The organism is Clostridium oceanicum (genome assembly GCF_039521385.1).
GTDB lineage: Bacteria > Bacillota > Clostridia > Clostridiales > Clostridiaceae > Clostridium_F > Clostridium_F oceanicum.
This window is the reverse complement of the sequence record NZ_BAAACG010000008.1, coordinates 674,505-692,899: the sequence shown is the minus strand read 5'-3', so window position 1 is coordinate 692,899 and position 18,395 is coordinate 674,505. Positions and strand designations below refer to the sequence as shown.

At 25.5% G+C, this 18,395-nt stretch carries 16 protein-coding genes; 8 read left to right on the top strand and 8 right to left on the bottom strand.

The annotated features are described in order from the left end of the window. Positions 1-201 precede the first annotated feature (201 nt). The gene (locus ABDZ71_RS09260; RefSeq protein WP_343760990.1) at positions 202-834 is read left to right on the top strand and encodes a 4Fe-4S binding protein; all 633 of its coding nucleotides are present in this window, start codon (positions 202-204) and stop codon (positions 832-834) included. A 67-nt stretch (positions 835-901) separates the two neighbouring features. On the opposite strand, the gene ABDZ71_RS09250 is transcribed toward ABDZ71_RS09260, so the two are convergent. Further along, positions 902-3,607 carry an SH3 domain-containing protein gene (locus ABDZ71_RS09250; protein ID WP_425544699.1) on the bottom strand — a complete coding sequence of 902 codons (2,706 nt, stop codon included), beginning with the start codon at positions 3,605-3,607 and terminating at the stop codon, positions 902-904. A 147-nt stretch (positions 3,608-3,754) separates the two neighbouring features. Here ABDZ71_RS09250 and ABDZ71_RS09245 point away from each other — a divergent pair, with 147 nt between their 5' ends. Beyond that, complete coding sequence (locus ABDZ71_RS09245) at positions 3,755-4,678, top strand: alpha/beta hydrolase (protein ID WP_343760988.1); 924 nt, start codon at positions 3,755-3,757, stop codon at positions 4,676-4,678. Between the two features lie 145 nt (positions 4,679-4,823). On the opposite strand, the gene ABDZ71_RS09240 is transcribed toward ABDZ71_RS09245, so the two are convergent. Continuing rightward, positions 4,824-5,342: a ferritin-like domain-containing protein gene (locus ABDZ71_RS09240; protein WP_343760986.1), complete on the bottom strand. Its 519-nt coding sequence runs from the start codon at positions 5,340-5,342 to the stop codon at positions 4,824-4,826. Between the two features lie 119 nt (positions 5,343-5,461). Here ABDZ71_RS09240 and ABDZ71_RS09235 point away from each other — a divergent pair, with 119 nt between their 5' ends. Then, positions 5,462-7,828, top strand: a complete 2,367-nt coding sequence (locus ABDZ71_RS09235; protein WP_343760984.1) for a helicase C-terminal domain-containing protein — start codon at positions 5,462-5,464, stop codon at positions 7,826-7,828. Between the two features lie 57 nt (positions 7,829-7,885). On the opposite strand, the gene ABDZ71_RS09230 is transcribed toward ABDZ71_RS09235, so the two are convergent. Both ABDZ71_RS09230 and ABDZ71_RS09225 read right to left on the bottom strand, forming a co-directional pair. Further along, positions 7,886-8,077 (bottom strand): hypothetical protein, encoded by a 192-nt coding sequence (locus ABDZ71_RS09230; RefSeq protein WP_343760982.1) that lies wholly within the window; start codon positions 8,075-8,077, stop codon positions 7,886-7,888. 91 nt (positions 8,078-8,168) lie between these two features. After that, the gene (locus ABDZ71_RS09225; RefSeq protein ID WP_343760980.1) at positions 8,169-8,789 is read right to left on the bottom strand and encodes a GntR family transcriptional regulator; all 621 of its coding nucleotides are present in this window, start codon (positions 8,787-8,789) and stop codon (positions 8,169-8,171) included. A 274-nt stretch (positions 8,790-9,063) separates the two neighbouring features. Here ABDZ71_RS09225 and ABDZ71_RS09220 point away from each other — a divergent pair, with 274 nt between their 5' ends. Then, positions 9,064-10,017 (top strand): Rossmann-fold NAD(P)-binding domain-containing protein, encoded by a 954-nt coding sequence (locus ABDZ71_RS09220; RefSeq protein ID WP_343760978.1) that lies wholly within the window; start codon positions 9,064-9,066, stop codon positions 10,015-10,017. A 178-nt stretch (positions 10,018-10,195) separates the two neighbouring features. Here the strand turns inward: ABDZ71_RS09220 and ABDZ71_RS09215 are convergent, their stop codons facing one another. After that, positions 10,196-12,178, bottom strand: coding sequence for a fructose-1,6-bisphosphatase (locus tag ABDZ71_RS09215; RefSeq protein WP_343760976.1), 1,983 nt, complete (start codon positions 12,176-12,178; stop codon positions 10,196-10,198). 394 nt (positions 12,179-12,572) lie between these two features. Here ABDZ71_RS09215 and ABDZ71_RS09210 point away from each other — a divergent pair, with 394 nt between their 5' ends. Next, entirely contained in the window at positions 12,573-12,932 is a 360-nt protein-coding gene (locus ABDZ71_RS09210; protein ID WP_343760974.1) for a hypothetical protein, read from the top strand. An 87-nt stretch (positions 12,933-13,019) separates the two neighbouring features. Here the strand turns inward: ABDZ71_RS09210 and ABDZ71_RS09205 are convergent, their stop codons facing one another. Then, positions 13,020-14,051: a hypothetical protein gene (locus ABDZ71_RS09205; protein WP_343760972.1), complete on the bottom strand. Its 1,032-nt coding sequence runs from the start codon at positions 14,049-14,051 to the stop codon at positions 13,020-13,022. Between the two features lie 447 nt (positions 14,052-14,498). Continuing rightward, complete coding sequence (locus tag ABDZ71_RS09200; RefSeq protein WP_343761105.1) at positions 14,499-15,152, bottom strand: superoxide dismutase; 654 nt, start codon at positions 15,150-15,152, stop codon at positions 14,499-14,501. A gap of 332 nt (positions 15,153-15,484) precedes the next feature. Between ABDZ71_RS09200 and ABDZ71_RS09195 the strand changes: the two genes are divergently transcribed. Then, entirely contained in the window at positions 15,485-15,757 is a 273-nt protein-coding gene (locus ABDZ71_RS09195) for a hypothetical protein (protein WP_343760971.1), read from the top strand. A 54-nt stretch (positions 15,758-15,811) separates the two neighbouring features. Here ABDZ71_RS09195 and ABDZ71_RS09190 read toward each other — a convergent pair whose 3' ends face one another. Further along, entirely contained in the window at positions 15,812-16,276 is a 465-nt protein-coding gene (locus ABDZ71_RS09190) for an Lrp/AsnC ligand binding domain-containing protein (RefSeq protein ID WP_343760970.1), read from the bottom strand. Between the two features lie 382 nt (positions 16,277-16,658). Between ABDZ71_RS09190 and ABDZ71_RS09185 the strand changes: the two genes are divergently transcribed. Together ABDZ71_RS09185 and ABDZ71_RS09180 are read left to right on the top strand one after the other, a co-directional pair. Next, positions 16,659-17,642, top strand: a complete 984-nt coding sequence (locus ABDZ71_RS09185; RefSeq protein ID WP_343760969.1) for an asparagine synthetase A — start codon at positions 16,659-16,661, stop codon at positions 17,640-17,642. A 359-nt stretch (positions 17,643-18,001) separates the two neighbouring features. Next, positions 18,002-18,388, top strand: coding sequence for a hypothetical protein (locus ABDZ71_RS09180; RefSeq protein WP_343760968.1), 387 nt, complete (start codon positions 18,002-18,004; stop codon positions 18,386-18,388). Positions 18,389-18,395: the final 7 nt, after the last annotated feature.

Here is an 18,395-nt window from a genome sequence, read left to right as displayed (position 1 = left end):
TGTAATAGTTTCAAAGAAAAAGCATACGTATAATAAAAATATTATTAAATTAATATTTTTTTAATACGTATGTTTTTTCATAGCTAATATTAATTATAAATTTTTTCTAAAAAATTATGGCAATATTTTAAAATTGACAATATAAAAATGATATAATATAATTTTTATATACCTATAGGGGGTATATAAAAGGAGGGTATTATGAAAAATTTTTTAAAAAATTATGGATTTATTATATTTTTTGTTTTTGTACTAGTTGGATTATTAGATTTTAGAATAGCATTAATAGCTACAATATGTATGATTGGTCCAATTATATTTGCTATATTAGGTAAAGGTAGATTTTGGTGTGGAAATATATGTCCTAGAGGAAATTTTTATGATAAAATTGTATCTAAAATAAGTAATAAAAAAAGTACACCTAAATTTTTAAAGTCTAAAATATTTAGATTAGTAGTTATATTATTTATGTTTTATATGTTTGGAATAGGCATATACAGCAATTTCAATAGCTTAAAAGGTATAGGTATGGTTTTTTATAGAATGATAGTAATTACTAGTTTAATTGGAATAGTCTTATCTATAGTTTATAATAAAAGAATTTGGTGTAATTTTTGCCCTATGGGAAGCATAGCAGCTTTTATAAGCTATTTTAGAAAAGATAGAAAAAAATTATATTTACAAAACACTTGTGTAGGCTGTAAGGTATGCGAAAAAAGTTGTCCTATGAATATTGATATAACAAGTTATAAAAATGATTTTATAAATGATGTTGATTGCATACAATGTGGCGTTTGTATTAATAAATGTCCTAAAAATGCTATTAACCAATAAAAATTATAAGTAATTTAAAAATAATAAAAAAAACTCTAGAATTAATTCTAGAGTTTTTTATTATTTTTTATTTACCATAGTAGCCCATAACTTTTTGCACATAATTTCTAGTTTCATAAGGTAGCTTAGATATTTCAGCTACAGTATCTACTCCCCTGGTTCTTAAAGTACCAGGACCAGCGTTATAAGCTGCTAATGCTAGTCTAGTATTATTACCATGTGAATTTAACATTTGCATTAAGTATTTAGTTCCACCATTAATATTTTGCTGTATATTATAAGGATCAGATACGCCTAACCAAGATGCTGTTGATGGCATAAGTTGCATAAGTCCTATTGCCCCTGCACTAGAAACAGCTCTAGGATTAAAACCAGATTCTTGTTTTATAACAGCACGTATTAAAGCTTCATCTACTCCATATTTTCTTGAAGCATTTGATATTGCTTCATCTATACTAACATTTCCACTAGTTATACTAGTTCCACGAGAATTACTAGTATTGTTAACACTTTGATTTGGACTAGATTGTTTTATATAAGAAGAATAAACATATCCAGTTATATTGCCATACTTAATTTTATACCAACTTCCATAAGAGGCAAGAATATTTACTTTAGTTCCTTGAGCTAAAGATTGAACAACTCTATTGTTTATAGAAGCGCCACTTCTTACATTAAGTGTAGAATATTTGCTTGAAAGTGTAACATATCCTATTTTGCTCTCTGAACTGTTAGAAGTATTAGAACTATTTCCTAAAGAAACATATTTATTATATATATAGCCAGTAGATGAACCGTATTTTATTTTATACCAATCTCCACTTTTACCTGTTATATTAACATTAGATCCATGCTTTAATGAACCTAGGACTTTAGAAGATGTACTAGCACTAGATCTTACATTAAGATAGGAGCTTGTACTACTTAAAATTACCCTACCAGTAGAAGATAAAGATGTAGTATTGTTTTTAGGAATACTATGTGAAGAAGTAGAGCCTAGTGACACATACTGTGAACTAACAAAAGCAGTAGATGAACCATATTTAATTTTATACCATCCACCAGCTTGTCCAATAATAGTTATATTAGATCCGTTCTTTAAAGAACCTATTACTTTTGAAGAAGTATTAGCACTAGATCTTACATTTAAAGTAGAACTATTGCTAGATAATTTTACATTACCAGATTTTAAACTAGTATTATTTTTAGTTGAACTATTGTTACTATTATTAGAGCTAGAAGAGGATAAGTATTTTGTACTAACATATCCTACGCCGCTACCATGTTTAATTTTAGCCCAGCCGTTACTTTCACTTATTACAGAAACAGAAGCATTGTTTCTTAAAGATCCTATAACAGAAGAAGAAGTACTAGAGCTAGATCTTACATTTAAAGAAGAACTATTAGAGCTTAAACGTACTTTAGCAGTTCTTTTTGCAGTAACAGAGTTATTATTCTTAGAATTACTGCTTGAACTATTATTAGAGGTAGAAGAAGATAAGTATTTTGTACTAACATATCCTACGCCGCTACCATGTTTAATTTTAGCCCAACCGTTACTTTCACTTATTACAGAAACAGAAGCATTGTTTCTTAAAGATCCTATAACAGAAGAAGAAGTACTAGAGCTAGATCTTACATTTAAAAGAGAACTATTAGAGTTCAAATGTACTTTAGCAGTTCTTTTTACAGTAACGTTATTATTACTATTGTTAGAATTACTATTTGAACTATTATTAGAGGTAGAAGAAGATAAGTATTTTGTACTTATATATCCTACGCCGCTACCATGTTTAATTTTAGCCCAGCCGTTACTTTCACTTATTACAGAAACAGAAGCATTGTTTCTTAAAGATCCTATAACAGAAGAAGAAGTACTAGAGCTAGATCTTACATTTAAAAGAGAACTATTAGAGCTCAAATGTACTTTAGCAGTTCTTTTCACAGTAACGTTATTATTACTATTGTTAGAATTACTATTTGAACTATTATTAGAGGTAGAAGAGGATAAGTATTTTGTACTTATATATCCTATGCCGCTACCATGTTTAATTTTAGCCCAACCATTACTTTCATTTATTATAGAAACAGAATCATTATTACTTAAAGAACCTATAACAGATGAAGATAAAGAAGGATTAGATCTTACATTTAAAGAGGAGCTATTAGAACTTAAGTGTATTTTAGCAGTTCTTTTTATGGTAACAGTATTGTTGTTACTATTATTACTAGAATTATTATTTGAACTGCTGCTATTACCAGATCCCCCTACATAAATATAACCTTTTAAGAATATATTTCCTCTATTTTTGATTGCTTCTTTTGATAGAGTTTTAACTCTGCCTTCATAATGACCTCTATTGGAGAAATTACCTTCATTAAAATATACAGTATCTCCAACTACTTTTTCTACAAAGCCGACATGACCATATCCTTTTGGACCACCACTCCAAACAATTACAGAATTAGCTCTAGGTTCTGATCCATAAGAATAAACTTTACTTCGTGCATTACTGTACCACCAGTCTACAGCATTTCCATAAAACTGACTTGGAAGATGTGTTCCAAGTTTTTCTATAACTCTACCATATGTGAACCAGGTACATTGCCCTTTAAAGCCACATTGAGTAAAAATATTATCACTGTTATATGCACTACTATTCATATTAGGAATGATGCCAGAAGCCATAACTGGACTTGCAGCAAGAGCATTCATACCTAATATGCCAGAAGACAAACATATGGTAAAGGCTGCTTTTTGTGCTTTCTTCATAAAACTCCTCCCATGTTAATATATATTTATATACTTCATCAAAACATTTATCGTTTTAAAAAATAAATAGTTAATAATTTTATTTTAAAGGTATTTTATGGTAAAATGTTTACAATGCTATAATATCATAATATTGGGAGGAATAAAATGTTAAATACAGCATTTACTTTTCAAGGGCAAGAGAATAAAAATATATATGTTTATAAGTGGGATACTGATAAAGATGTAAAAGGAATAGTTCAAATAGCTCATGGTATGGCAGAAACAGCAGCTAGATATGAAAGGTTTGCAAAATATCTTAATAAAAATGGTTATATAGTTTATGCAAATGATCATAGAGGTCATGGAAAGAGTGTAAATAATATAAAAGAGTTAGGATATTTAGGAGAAAATAATGGTTTTGCCTCAATGGTAGAAGATATGAATACTTTGAATAATATTATAAAAGAAAAAGAACATAATAAGTTGCCAATATATTTATTTGGACATAGTATGGGATCCTTTTTAAGTCAAAAATATATTGAAGTATATGGAGAGGATTTAAAAGGAGTTATACTGTCAGGAACTAATGGAAAGCAAGGGAGTATTATAAACTTAGGAATACTTGTAGCTAAACTTGAAATGAAAATCAAAGGAAGAAAGCATAAAAGTAAAATGTTAGATAACTTATCCTTTGGCGGTTATAATAAAACCTTTAAACCTAATAGAACAAATTTTGATTGGTTAAGTAGAGATGAAAAAGAAGTAGATAAATATGTAGACAACAAATATTGTGGTACTGTTTTTACTAGTTCTTATTTTTATGATTTTTTAAAGGGATTAAAATCTATATGGAGAGAGGAAAATATTAATAAAATAAATAAAACGTTACCTATATTTATTTTAGCAGGAGATAAAGATCCAGTAGGGGATAGTGGAAAAGGAATAATAAATTTATATAATTTATATAAAAACATAGGTATAGAGGATGTAGAGTATAAATTATATAAAGGTGGAAGACATGAAATGTTAAATGAAATAAATAGAGATGAGGTTTTTGAAGATATAAATAAGTGGCTTAGTGTTCACTAAAATTTTACTAAGGTTATAATAGGTTAAATATAAATATCAGTATTGATTTTTAAATCAATACTGATATTTATATTTTGAAAACTTTTTTACTAAAGAACTATTAAGTTTAATATACATAAAAAATTAATATATAATTGCAGTATGTTTATTCTTCTATAGGGCCATATTTATCTTTATCATATTTCATAAGAACTATAGTTAATTCTTCTACATGTTCTTTTTCATCTGCTATTACTTCTAAATAAACATTTATAACATCTTTATAAGGTACATGTAGTATGTTATCTTCGTATAATACTATAGCTTCTAATTCTCCTTTTATATCATCTCTTATATTATTTAATATAAGTTGATTATTATATTTAGCAGAGTATTGAGGAAATTTTGGATTTTTACTACTTAATTTCACATGTTCTTTTGCTTCATTATATCTTTTATATTGTACAGGGTCATATTTTCTTAAGAGTTCTAAAAACATGCCGTAATGTCTTTTTTCATCTTCCATTATGTGATGCCAAACTTCATTTAGCTCTGAAATGTTAGAATTGGCAATATGTTTAGCGTATTCATTTATTGCAACAAGTTCTGCTATTGCAGCTTCACGTATTACATTTGTAAAGCAATAAGGTTTACCTTGAGGTTGTTTTGAGGTAGTATAACTCATAAATACATCTCCATTGAAGTAATATACTATCATTATATATATTCATTAATATAAGTGTGATAAATTATGGGTATGATATAATATTGTTGAAATTATTTATTAATATAAAGGTTGATTTTATGGAAAATATAAAGGAAGTAAGTATATCAGTTAGGGCACTTATAGAGTTTATATTAAGGTCTGGTGATATTGATATAGGGAGAATAGGAACTAATAAAACTTTAGAAGGAATAAAAGGACATAAAAAAGTTCAAAAAATGAGAAAAGAAAAAGCAACACCTCTCCTTATGACTGAGTATGAATCAGAAGTAACTTTAAAACATAAAGAAGAATATAAAGAGTTTATATTTAGAATTGAAGGAAGAGTAGATGGAATAATAAAAGAAAAAGGTAAAAATATAGTAATAGAAGAAATAAAAACTACTAGTAGAGATTTAAATTTAATAAAAGAAAACAAACTTCATCTAGCTCAAGCTAAATGTTATGCCTATATATATTCTATTCAAAATAAACTAAATGAAATAGATATAAAAATTACATATTTTAATTTAGATACAGAAAAAATGAAATTTATAGATAAAAGTTTTTTTATAGATGAGCTTGAAATTTTTTTTAAAGATCTAATAAAAAGATACTATGTATGGGTACATAATGGAGAAAAATTAAGAAAAGAAAGAAATGAGTCTATAAAAAAAACTAATTTTCCTTTTGAAAATTATAGAGATGGCCAAAGAAAATTAGCAGTTTGCGTTTATAATACTATAGCTCATAATAAAAATATATTTATACAAGCGCCTACAGGAATAGGTAAAACAATATCAACTATTTTTCCATCAGTAAAAGCTATGGGAGAAGAAAAAGCATCAAAGTTATTTTATTTGACAGCTAAAACAGTAACTAGAGAATTTGTAATGGAAGCTTTTAATAATATGATAAAAGATGGACTTAAGTTTAAGGTTGTAAGTATAACTGCAAAGGATAAAATTTGTTTTAAAGAAGAAACAAATTGTAATGGTAAAGATTGTGAGTATGCAAAAGGTCATTTTGATAGAGTAAATGAAGCTATATTTAATATTATAAATAATGAATATCTAATAACAGAAGATGTGATAAAAAAATATGCATTAAAGTATAAAGTTTGTCCCTTTGAACTAGTATTAGATTTAAGTTTGTGGTGTGATTGTGTAGTATGTGATTATAATTATGTATTTGATCCCAAAGTTTATTTAAGAAGATATTTTGGTGAAAATAATAAGGAGAATTTTATTTTTCTTGTTGATGAGGCTCATAATTTAGTCCATAGATCTAGAAATATGTATTCCTCATCTATAAATAAAAAATCTTTTTTACAGGCTAAAAAAAAGATTAGTGATAAAAAAGTAAAAAAAGCATTAAATAAAATAAATAGTTATTTTATAGGTATTAGAAAACTTTGTTCTGTGGGAAATTATTATATACAAAAGGAGGCTCCTAAAGATTTATATATTTACATAAACAAGTTGATTTTAGAACTTGAGATATTTTTAAATAAAAATCAATCAAAAGTAGTGGAAGAGATAGTAGAGTTGTATTTTGATTGTTTGCATTTTGTTAGAATATATGAACTATACAATAGTGAATATATTACTTATGCTAAAAAAAATAATGATGAAGTTGTTTTAACATTGTACTCTGTAGATACTTCTCAGTTATTAAAAGATACGATAAAAAAATCTGTTTCTACAATATTTTTTTCAGCTACACTTTCTCCTGTAAAATATTTCAGAAAAATATTAGGAGGCAGTGAAGAAGATTATATTTTAAAGCTACCATCACCTTTTCCAAAAGATAATAAATGTGTTCTAATATCAAATAATATATCAACTAAATATAAAGATAGAGAGAAAAGTTATGAAAGAATATGTGATTATATAAAGACTGTATGTAAAAATAAAAAAGGAAATTATATGGTGTTTTTTCCATCTTATAAATATATGAATGATGTATATAGTATATATAAAGATAGATATAATGATAAAATTATGATTCAATCTTCATCTATGAGTGAGGAAAGTAGAAGAGGATTTTTAGATGAATTTATTCCCCATACTAAAGAAACTAACATAGGATTTTGTGTTTTAGGAGGAGTGTTTTCAGAAGGTATAGATTTAAAAAATGATAGAATGATTGGAACTATAATTGTTGGAGTTGGTCTTCCTAAAATATGTTTAGAAAATGATATAGTAAGAGAATATTTCGAAGAAAAATATAACAAAGGTTTTGAATATGCTTATATGTATCCAGGAATGACAAAAGTTCTTCAGGCAGCAGGAAGAGTTATAAGATCAGAAAAAGATAGAGGCGTAATAGTTTTAATAGATGAAAGATTTGATAATTATTTTTATAAAGGGTTAATACCAGAGGAATGGAAACCTATTTCTAGGGTTAGAAATATAGAAGATATTAATAGTAAATTAAATGAATTTTGGAACAAGTTTAATAGATAAGGAAATAAATATTATATTAATTATAAAAATAAGGCTCTAGAGTAAAGAGCCTTATTTTTAATGAGAATCGTAAGAGTCTAATAATTGTCTTAATTTTTGAGCTTGCTTAGCTTCTGTTTCTGCGAACTCTGCAAAAGTGTTAGAAACTTCACTGTCATTAATTTTATGAGAATACATTTGATAATCGCGTATACTTTCTTGAGCATCAAGTATTTTCTTTTTTATAATGTCTTTTGTAGTTAAATCCATATAAATCTCCTCCTCTTTTTTATATCTTTTGTATTCAAATATCTAATTATTCATTTGAAAAACATAATTTAAAAAGAGAAAGGAAATAAAATTATTCTTCGTACAAAAATTCGTAAACTTTTTTATAAACGTTACTGCTTCCAATAACTACTATAATATCTCCTTCTGTAAATATATACTCAGGGCCAGGAGATATAATTATATTACTTTTGCGTCTGTAAGCTAGTATAGTAGCTCTAGTTCTTTGCCAAAATTTAAGTTCATTTACTTTTTTACCAAGAACTAGACAATTGTTATCTATAGATACTTCAATTAAAGTAAAAGGAGATATGTTTTCAAATCGTTCAACTAAATCCATTATTTTATTGAAGTTATCTTCTAACTCTTCATCTAATTTTTTCTTTTTCTTTAGTATATCAAATATATTTTCTTTTACTGTGCTTAAGTAGACGTTGTTTTTATTTCTTTCTATAAATTTTTCAGCAGCTGATATAGACAGAATTTCTATTCCACTGCCTTTAGTTGAATTAACAACATCCATATCTTCAAGTAATGCAATAGCTCTTCTTATAGTTTCAGGAGATACATTATACATGCTAGCTAGGGTAGATCTACCACTTATTTTTTCATCACACTTTAGTTTTCCTCTCACTATTCGATTTGCTATATCCAATGCAATATTTTTATATAAAGGTCCATTACTGTTTTTCATTTATAATCCTCCCCCAAATAATAATTATAAACTTTATCGGTCATATTCATAGTACTATATTTTAGGAAGTAATACTACCATTTACTATTATAAACAAAATTTAATATAAAATTTAAATTATATTTTAATTTTTTTTACTGATATAAGTAATTTTTGACATGTAAAAACTTATATTGTATAATAGAATTGGTGACTTTTCAAATAGATTAAGCGGTTAATAAATGTAATTATGTTACATTTATTCTAAAATGCGTAAAAATAAAGGAGGTAATATATGAAATTAGGTTTTATTATTCCAAATCACCCAAAAGAAAACAGAGTTGCTTTACTACCGGAGCATGTTAAAAATTTTGAAAATGAAATTGTTATAGAAGAAGGCTTCGGAAATAATCTAGGCATATCAGATTTCGAGTACATTCAAGCAGGATGTAGTATAGCTTCTAGAGAAGATGTATTTAAAAATTGCGAGGCTATATTTTCACTAAAAGTTATTAAACCTTCAGATTATCATCATATAAGAGAAGGACAAATAATTGTTGGTTGGACTCATCCAGAAGGGTCAGGAAAAGCGTTTATGGAAGATCAAGCTATTCCTAAAAATCTAGTTATCGTAGATTTAGATAACATTCATCCATCTGTATATTATAAAAATGAAATCATACCAATAGATTGGATTCCATCTAATTTTGTTAGAAAAAACAGTTTTATAGCAGGATATTCTTCAACTATGCATGCTATATTAAGCTATGGAAGTATTCCTACTTCTGAAACTAAAGTAGCAATATTAGGATCAGGAAATGTATCTCAAGGCGCATTTGCAGCTATGAATAAATTTAATTCAGACGTAAGAATGTTTTATAGAAAAACTATGTGTGAGTTAAAAGATGAATTACAAGAATATGATGTTGTTATAAATGGAATTGAGATGGACAAACCAAATTGTCATATACTAACATTACAAGATCAAGCTAAATTAAAAAGTAATTGTTTAGTAATTGATGCTGCAGCTAATGCTGGAAAAGCTATAGAAGGATCAAGACATACTTTTATAAATGATCCTATATATAAAGAAAATGGTAAATATTATTATGCAGTTAATAATTCTCCATCAATTTTTTATAGACAATCTAGCAAAGCTATAAGTGAAGCTTTTAGCAAACATGTTTATTCTAAAGATATAGAAGTTTATTTGGATATGATTAAGGATATGGATGAAATGATAGGCTAGATAAAAAATAAAAAGGAAGGTAATGACTTATTAGTTATTTACGGTTGTATATAATATAAGAACCTCTTATTTAAAAGTATAAATAAGTGGTTCTTATATTTTTTATATAAAATTACATAATTTTAAAATTAATGTTAATATAGTAAGTTGATCCTATGACTTTATATTAATATGAATATTATTTTTTGATTAATCCTTTTCTGTAAGCCACTAAAAGCATTTTTAAATCATTAATTTGACTTTTAATTTCTTTTCCTATATCAGTATCTATAACTCTTTTTCTTTTAGAAACATGTTCTAATATTACTGTTGAAGATAAAATATCATTACCTTCTTCTATGGCTTTTTGAGTAGATTCAAAAGGACCATGAGAAGTTAAAAGAAGCCCATAAGAGTTGTATATAAGAGTATATCCAGCTATTCCCGTTTGAGGTTGATAAGCTTTGCAGAACCCCCCATCTATAACTAAAAGTTTACCCTTAGCTTTTATAGGACTTTCTCCATTTTTAGTTTTAACAGGAATATGACCATTAATTATGTGGGAAGTTTCTGGATCTAAATTAAATTCTTTGAAAATACGAATACACATATTTTCATCATCTCTAAAATTATAGTAATTATCTTTTATTTCTTTGTGAGTAGATTTATCATTTATAAAGTATCTTTCAAAGGTTGCCATTTTAGCTTTTCCAAATACAGGAGAGTTAGGTCCGCACCATAAGTACCATAACATATCCATACCATATAATTTAGATTTAGCATCTTTTTTAAAAAAGTAGGCTTCTCTAGCGCATTCAGTTAATTTATCTAATAAGGCTTTTCCTTTTAATTTTTCATTACAAATTAAAACTTCTTTGAAACTTCCATCTTTATTTAAAGGTATACATCCGTGAAATAGTAAATTAGAATTATAAAGTAAATACATATTTCCTTTATTATATAAAAATCTAACATGTCTTTGAAGTTTTTCACTATTTAAAAAAGAATTTCTTAACTTTTTAATTAAACATTCTTCTCTTTCTGTTAATTTATAAGGATTTTCTTTGGATAAGGTTGGAAAGTTAGTATCCCTTAGTTTATAACTTTTACCATTAAGTTTTATAGTTTTATCTTCTAGATTCATTTTATCCAATAATAATCTATTATCCATTTCAAATTCAGATCTTCTTTTAATTAATTGACCTTCTAATTTGAATTGTATAATTGATATAGCTTTATGCATTTTAGACAATAGATTAAAATCTGTATCACTTAATGTTTTTTCTATAGTTCTAGGGGCAAAGTTAGTGCAAGGATCATCTCCGTAAAAATCCATTGCAAAAGTAGCTAGTGGTAGTAAATTAATACCATATCCATCTTCAAGGGTAGCTAAATTAGCGTAACGAAGAGATATTCTTATAACGTTAGCTATGCAAGCTTCTGAACCTGCTGCAGCTCCCATCCAAACAATATCATGATTTCCCCATTGTATATCTATAGAATGATGTTTAGATAGAGCATCTATTATTATATCAGCACCAGGGCCTCTGTCGTATATATCACCTACAATATGAAGTCTATCTACTACTAATCTTTGAATTACCTTTGATATAGATATAATAAATTCAGATGCTCTGTCTATGTCTATAATTGTTTGAATTATACTATTATAATATTCTTGTTTATCAACTCTATCAGCTTGTTCATTTAATAATTCTTCTATAATATAAGAAAAATCATTAGGAAGAGCTTTTCTAACTTTTGATCTTGTATATTTAGATGAAACTATTTGACATAGTTTTATTAGTTTATATAAAGTTATTTTATACCAATCATCTAAATTAGTTTCACTTTGTTTTATCAAATCTAGTTTTTGTTCTGGATAATATATTAGTGTAGCTAATTTTTTTTTCTCTTCTTCTCTTAAAGAATTACCAAAAATATCATTAATTTTACGTTTTATAACACCAGAAGCATTTTTCAAAACATGGGTAAAAGATTCATATTCACCATGTACATCGCTTATGAAATGCTCTGTAGATTTAGGCAGATTTAATATACCTTGTAGATTTACTATTTCTGTACTTGCACTAGATATTGTAGGATATTGTTTAGACAATAATTTCAGATATCTTAAATTATCTGAAACTATATGTAAATTATTTTCATCATATATAGTCATAATTTTACTCCTTTTAATTTTAGTGGTACTAATATATATTATATATTTTATTTCTATATACGTGATTAATATATAATACATTAATAAATAGTATATACTTTATATTATAAGAAAGAAGAAGTTTGTACAAGGACTAAAAAATAAAGAAAACATTTACAAAAGGTAATATTAATGAATTATTAATAGATAATTAGATATATAGTCGAATTACTTCAGTATATAAGTATTAACTGGTGTTGACAATATACATAAATAGTAATAAATACAATATTTGTATTTGTGGTATAATAATAATAAGATTAGTAATATACATCATAACCTAATAGTATATACTAAAAATATAAAAGTGATATACTAATTTAAATATAAAACAATTTTATTAAGGGTGATATTAATGAAAAAAATAGGAGATATGATTAAAATAACAGGAGATGTATTGGGAGATACTGTGGAAAAAGGAGTATCCGGTACTTCTAATTTACTTTCTCATATAGCAAAGAAAAAAGATCATGGTGATTTGAGCAAAGGAATAAAAAAAGGTGGAAAAATTATAGGAAAAGGAGCTTCATTAACTACAAAATTAACTTTTAGTTTGACAGGTGAAGCTGTGAATAAAGGAGTAGAGGTAGGGAAAAAAACAGCTAAATATGTTAAAAAAAATATAGTTAAAGAAGAGACTAAACTATATGGTAATTCAAAGAATTTTTATAAAAACAAGTATGTAGATGCAGATTATAAAATTATAGATAAATAATATATTTATAAAGACCCTAGGTTAAATGAAAAACAGCTACTGTTAACATAACATTAGCTGTTTTTTTATATTAAATTAAAGTCTTTATTAATATCTATTAGGAGGCATATTAGGATTAATATTAGGATTGTTAGGGTTGAAGTTAGGGTTCATATTAGGTGGCATCATAGGACCTCTCATAGGATTCATATTAGTATTAGAATTATGGAAGAAAAGTAGATATAAGGACAGTGCTATAAATAATTTATCAAAAGTTTTATTTTGATTGCTTTTAGTTTCTTTTGAAGAATCTTTATCCTTTTTTTCTTCACTATTATTTGAATTAGTAGTTTCATTACTATTTAAAGAATCCTTTGAAGTATTATTTGAATCAGTATCCTCCTTAGGAATATCATTTTCTTGGTTGTTTTTATTTTCATCTAGATTTTCAAAAGTATTTAAGGGAGAATTTTCATCATTATTTTTAGCAGTATATTCATTATTATCTATAACTTGAAATTTTTCACTAGGGATTTCAGATATTCTAGATATTTTTAAGTTATCTATAGCTATATATTCTGCAAAGTTTTCAATTTTTAATTTTTTTATTGTATCGTTATTTTGCCTTAGTGTTAGTTCATTAAATTGAGAGTATCCAGATTCATTAGACCAATTTTTACTACCTTCAATTGTAGCTAGAAGTTTATTGTTAGAGTCATAGGCACATATTTTTATAGGAAAGTAAGATGAATAATGTAAAGATACAGAACATACTGGATATTCAAATAGTATATTTCTTATGTTATCTTGCTCTCCTTCACATTTTATCCAAGATGCTATTGTATTTGATGAGGGTATGTTTTCTTTATTAGAAGATTGTTCTTTATTCTTTTGTATTAAGGATATCCAATTTGGAAATTTAACAGTAGTTATATTTGTTTTTATGTTAGGTATATTACAAAAATCTTTTCCTCCTTCAAAAGTTATGAGAGAAAATTTTTCTTTTCCAGAATTTTTTTCTATAACTTCAAAAGAATTGTTTTCCTCCTCTTTAGGTTTACTAGTTTTTATCTTCTCTTTGTCATATATTTTTTTTGAGGGGTGATCGGTGTAGTTAGAAGATTTTTGAGGAATTGCCATTTTATCTCCTCCATAGAATAAAGTTATCATATATAGATTATGAATTGAAAGTGATTTGTGTGAATTTATATAACATATATTAATATAAATAATTAAAGTCCTGGTTTAAACCAGGACTATTATTTACTAGAAGAAGCATCCGCAAAATGGGAAACAACAATATATAGCGATTAAGAATAATATGATTAAAAAAAAGCAATAAAAGGAATAACAACAAAGCATATGATCCCTTCTTTTTTAGTTTATTTATTATTTTGTTTTATAACCTTGTCATTATATAATATTCAAAACATGTTAAAAAGTTTACTGATTATTTAGATAAATATTTATATGTAATATATATAGTTTTTTTATAGAAATAAAAGTTCCTATTAATTAAATAATTAGTTAAATAGGAACCTTTAAGGTTAAATGTAAAACTATATAATTTTTTATAGAATATTTTTATTAAAAATTTATAAAAGAATTAGAAAAACTTAAATATTCTTGTTGACGTTCAAATAAATTATTTTGAAGCAAATTGAAATATTTTTTTAAGCGGAGGTTAACCTTATTCCAATTAACATTTTTGAAAAACTCATCCATATAAGCTTTTTTATTTGTTCCAAAGTCTATAAAGTAGGCATGCTCATAAACATCCATTATAAGTAGAGGGTAACATAACCACATAGCTCCAGTATCATGAGTGTCAGAGCCATATATATGAAGTTTGTTATCTATTGGATCTATGCATAGTATAGCCCAGCCTCTAACAGAAGAACCTACTTCTTTAAAGTACTCAATAAAATTTTCTAAAGATTCAAAGTCAGTTACAATTTTTTTTAATATTAATCCTTTTGGTGCTGAAGGTGTGGATGTTATGTTATTAAAATATAGTTGGTGAAGTTTAACTCCATTTAAAGCATAGCTTTCTCCTAGCTTTACAGATCTCATTTTGCTATAGGTAGGATTGCTATTTTTAAAGTCTTGAGAATCATTAGAGAGCGTTAATAGTTCATTTACTTTGTTTACATAACCCTTATATAGTTTGTAATGTTCTTTTAATTGATATTCGCTTATTCCAATTACATTTGAAAAATCGTATTTTTTAGGTTTGATTATTTTTTCCAAGGTAATTCTCCTAATACATTATTTTATATTATTATATTATTTAATGATAAATATGTTTAATAATTAATAAGAGAAATTGAAATAAATAATTAGATAGTATTTTAGTTTGTTTTGAGAACTATTTTTCTTAAGACTACTAATACTAAAGCTATTAGTAATTTTTAAGTAATTATATTTTATGAAATATAAGGGGAAACTTTGATTTTTTATTTATTTAATAATTTGTTAATTGAAATTTAAAAAAATTATATAGGGTAGTACTTATAAGTATGATATAATTTAATTTAACAAATTTAGTATATTAGAAAAGGAGTTAAAAGTAGATGGCTTCTAAAAATAGTTCTTCAAAAATATTGATGGTGGGTATAATTTTATTAGGAATGTATTTGTTTTTGAAATTGATACCTATACTAATAGGAGCAATAGCTATTTTTGCAATATATAGCTTTATAAAAATAAAATATAAACAAGCTACTAAAAGTAAAAAAGATAGTGTTAGAACAAATAATTCTAATAATAATTCAAATGAGTATGAAACAAATAATTTGAATGGAAAAGTAATTGATGTAGATTATGAAGAAATAAATAAAAAATAGTAGGGAAACCTACTATTTTTTATTTTAAATAAAGCATAAAAACATAAGTTTTAATTAGATTTCAATATTTCTGTCTATTAATTGGGATAAAGAAATAAAAGTATCCGTTCTTTGAACACCGGTAACAAGTTGAATTTTATTCATTAATAAATCCTGAAGATGGGATATGCTTTGACAAATTACTTTAACAAAAATAGAATATTGACCGGTTGTATAATGAAGTTCTACGATTTCTTTGATTTCTTTTAGTTGATTTAGAACATCAGTAAAACAAGAAGCTTTATCAAGATATATTCCTATAAAACAACACACATCATATCCCAGTTTTGAATTATCTATAATTAATTTTGTTCCTTTTATTATCCCCATATCTTGCATCTTTTTCATTCTAACATGTATAGTTCCTCCACTAACATGGCATTGCCTTGCAATTTCTAAAAAGGGGGTTCTGGAATCCTTTATTAGTATTTCAAGTATCTGTAGATCTAAGTCGTCTAACTCCTCCATTTTTAAGTTCATATGTAACACCTCCATAGGTATTGAAAAATCTAATATAGAAATTAGATAAATTATTAACTAACCAATATTATAACAAAAAAAATTATTAAATTGTTAAAAAAAGTATTATATATAATAATATAATTAATAAATTGATTATTAAAGGTGCTATAAATTATTAATATTACAAAAATAATAAAAAAACATTAATAATGTTGCAAAAAAACATAAAAAGTATTATTATATTAATATAAATTACAAAGAGCGATTTAAAAAATAAAAATAATAGTTTATTAAATTCATTAAGAAATAAAGTATAAATTTTAATATTAAAAAATATTTCCTAGTTAATTTAAGAAATCTATACTAATAAATAATGAAAGTTACATGAGGAGGATTAATTATGGAAGTTTGTTCATTAAAAGAAAAGATGATTGAAAAAGAAAGAGAATTAGAATTATTAAATGAGGCAGTAGATAAAATTAAAAATCCTAAGTTACCATATATATTAAGAGTACAACAATCTATATTAAGAGCAGTAGATGATTATATGTATAAAAATAAAATAACAAGAATGATGCCGTTAATGATGGCACCAATTACAGATACTTTAAACCATAGTGTAGAGGAAAGTGCTTTGTTTTATCAAGGTCAAGAGTTTGATGTTATGAAATCAATGATATTTCACAAACAAGCAACTCTTATGAATAAAGGACTAGAAAAAATATATATAGTTTCACCTAATATAAGACTTGAAAGTTCAGAAAGAGGAGATAAAAGACATTTATTTGAATTTACTCAAGTAGACTTTGAATTTAAAGAAGGAACTATGGAAATGGTATTTGAATTCATGGAAAGTTTAGTAAGATATGTCTTTGAATTTATAAAAAAAGAATGTACAGAAGAGTTTAAAGCTTTAGGATTAACTACAGATCACTTAGAATTAAAGGATACTTTTAAAAAATATAGAACAGAAGAATTAGAAGAAAAATATGGAGAAGATTTTGAAAGAATTGCTTCAGAAAAAGCTACAGAACCATTCTGGATTATAAACCATAAAAGAGAATTTTATGATGCAGAAGATTTGGATAACAAAGGAACTTACAAAAACTATGATTTAATATGGCCTAAAGGATATGTAGAAGGTTTAAGCGGTGGAGAAAGAGAATATAAATATGATAGAATAATAACTAGAATGAGAGAAATAAATCAAGATGAAGAAAGATTTAAAGATTATATAGAATTAGCTAAAAGGGGAGAACTAGTTAAAACTGCTGGAGCAGGATTTGGGGTTGAAAGAATGACAAGATTCATATGTCAATTAAATCAAATTGATGATGCAACAGTGTTTACTAGAAAACCAGGAAAAGAAAAATATATATTCTAGTTTTATAAAATTAAAATTAATAAAAAAATTCTTAGTTTCAAGTAGCTTTTATTCTACTTGGAATTTAGGATTTTTTATTTGTATATTAAATTTTCCTTTATATTTTTAAAGATGCTTAAAAGGGAATCTTTATAATTGATTGTAATAAGATAGGTAATATATATTCATAAATAAAAAGGAATTGTAGCAGAGGGGGAATGGTTACAATTCCTTTTTATGTTGAAAAAACTATTTATAATATACTATGTAGAAACTGTTAATATTGTTACAGAAAATTTGGATATATATAGTTTTTGTGATAATATAAAAACTATATTATAGTAGGTGTTGTATCTATAAATTAGAGAGGAGAAATTTACATGCCACCATGGTTAAGTTTAGTATTAGAAATCTTACTTTTTTCAGTTATAATAATTGTTGTTTATAACGCTTTGAAAATTTTCGTTTTAGAAAAAATAAATATAAATAAATGGATAGTATTAGCTATTGCAATAATAATATTTGTACTACCATCCGTATTTAGATTAAATATAAAAGATAGTATATGGATGTTTGTTCATTCATCTATAGTTATAATATTCATATTGTGGTTTATGGATTTAGTTAGATTTGGTAAAAACGGATCTTCTAAAAAAGAAAAAATAGTAATAAAGCCTAAAGCAAAGCCAAATAGAGTGAAAAACATAAAGCAAAATAATACAAAAAAAGATAGTACTAAAAAGAATAAAAAGAAAAATAAAAAATAAAATTAAA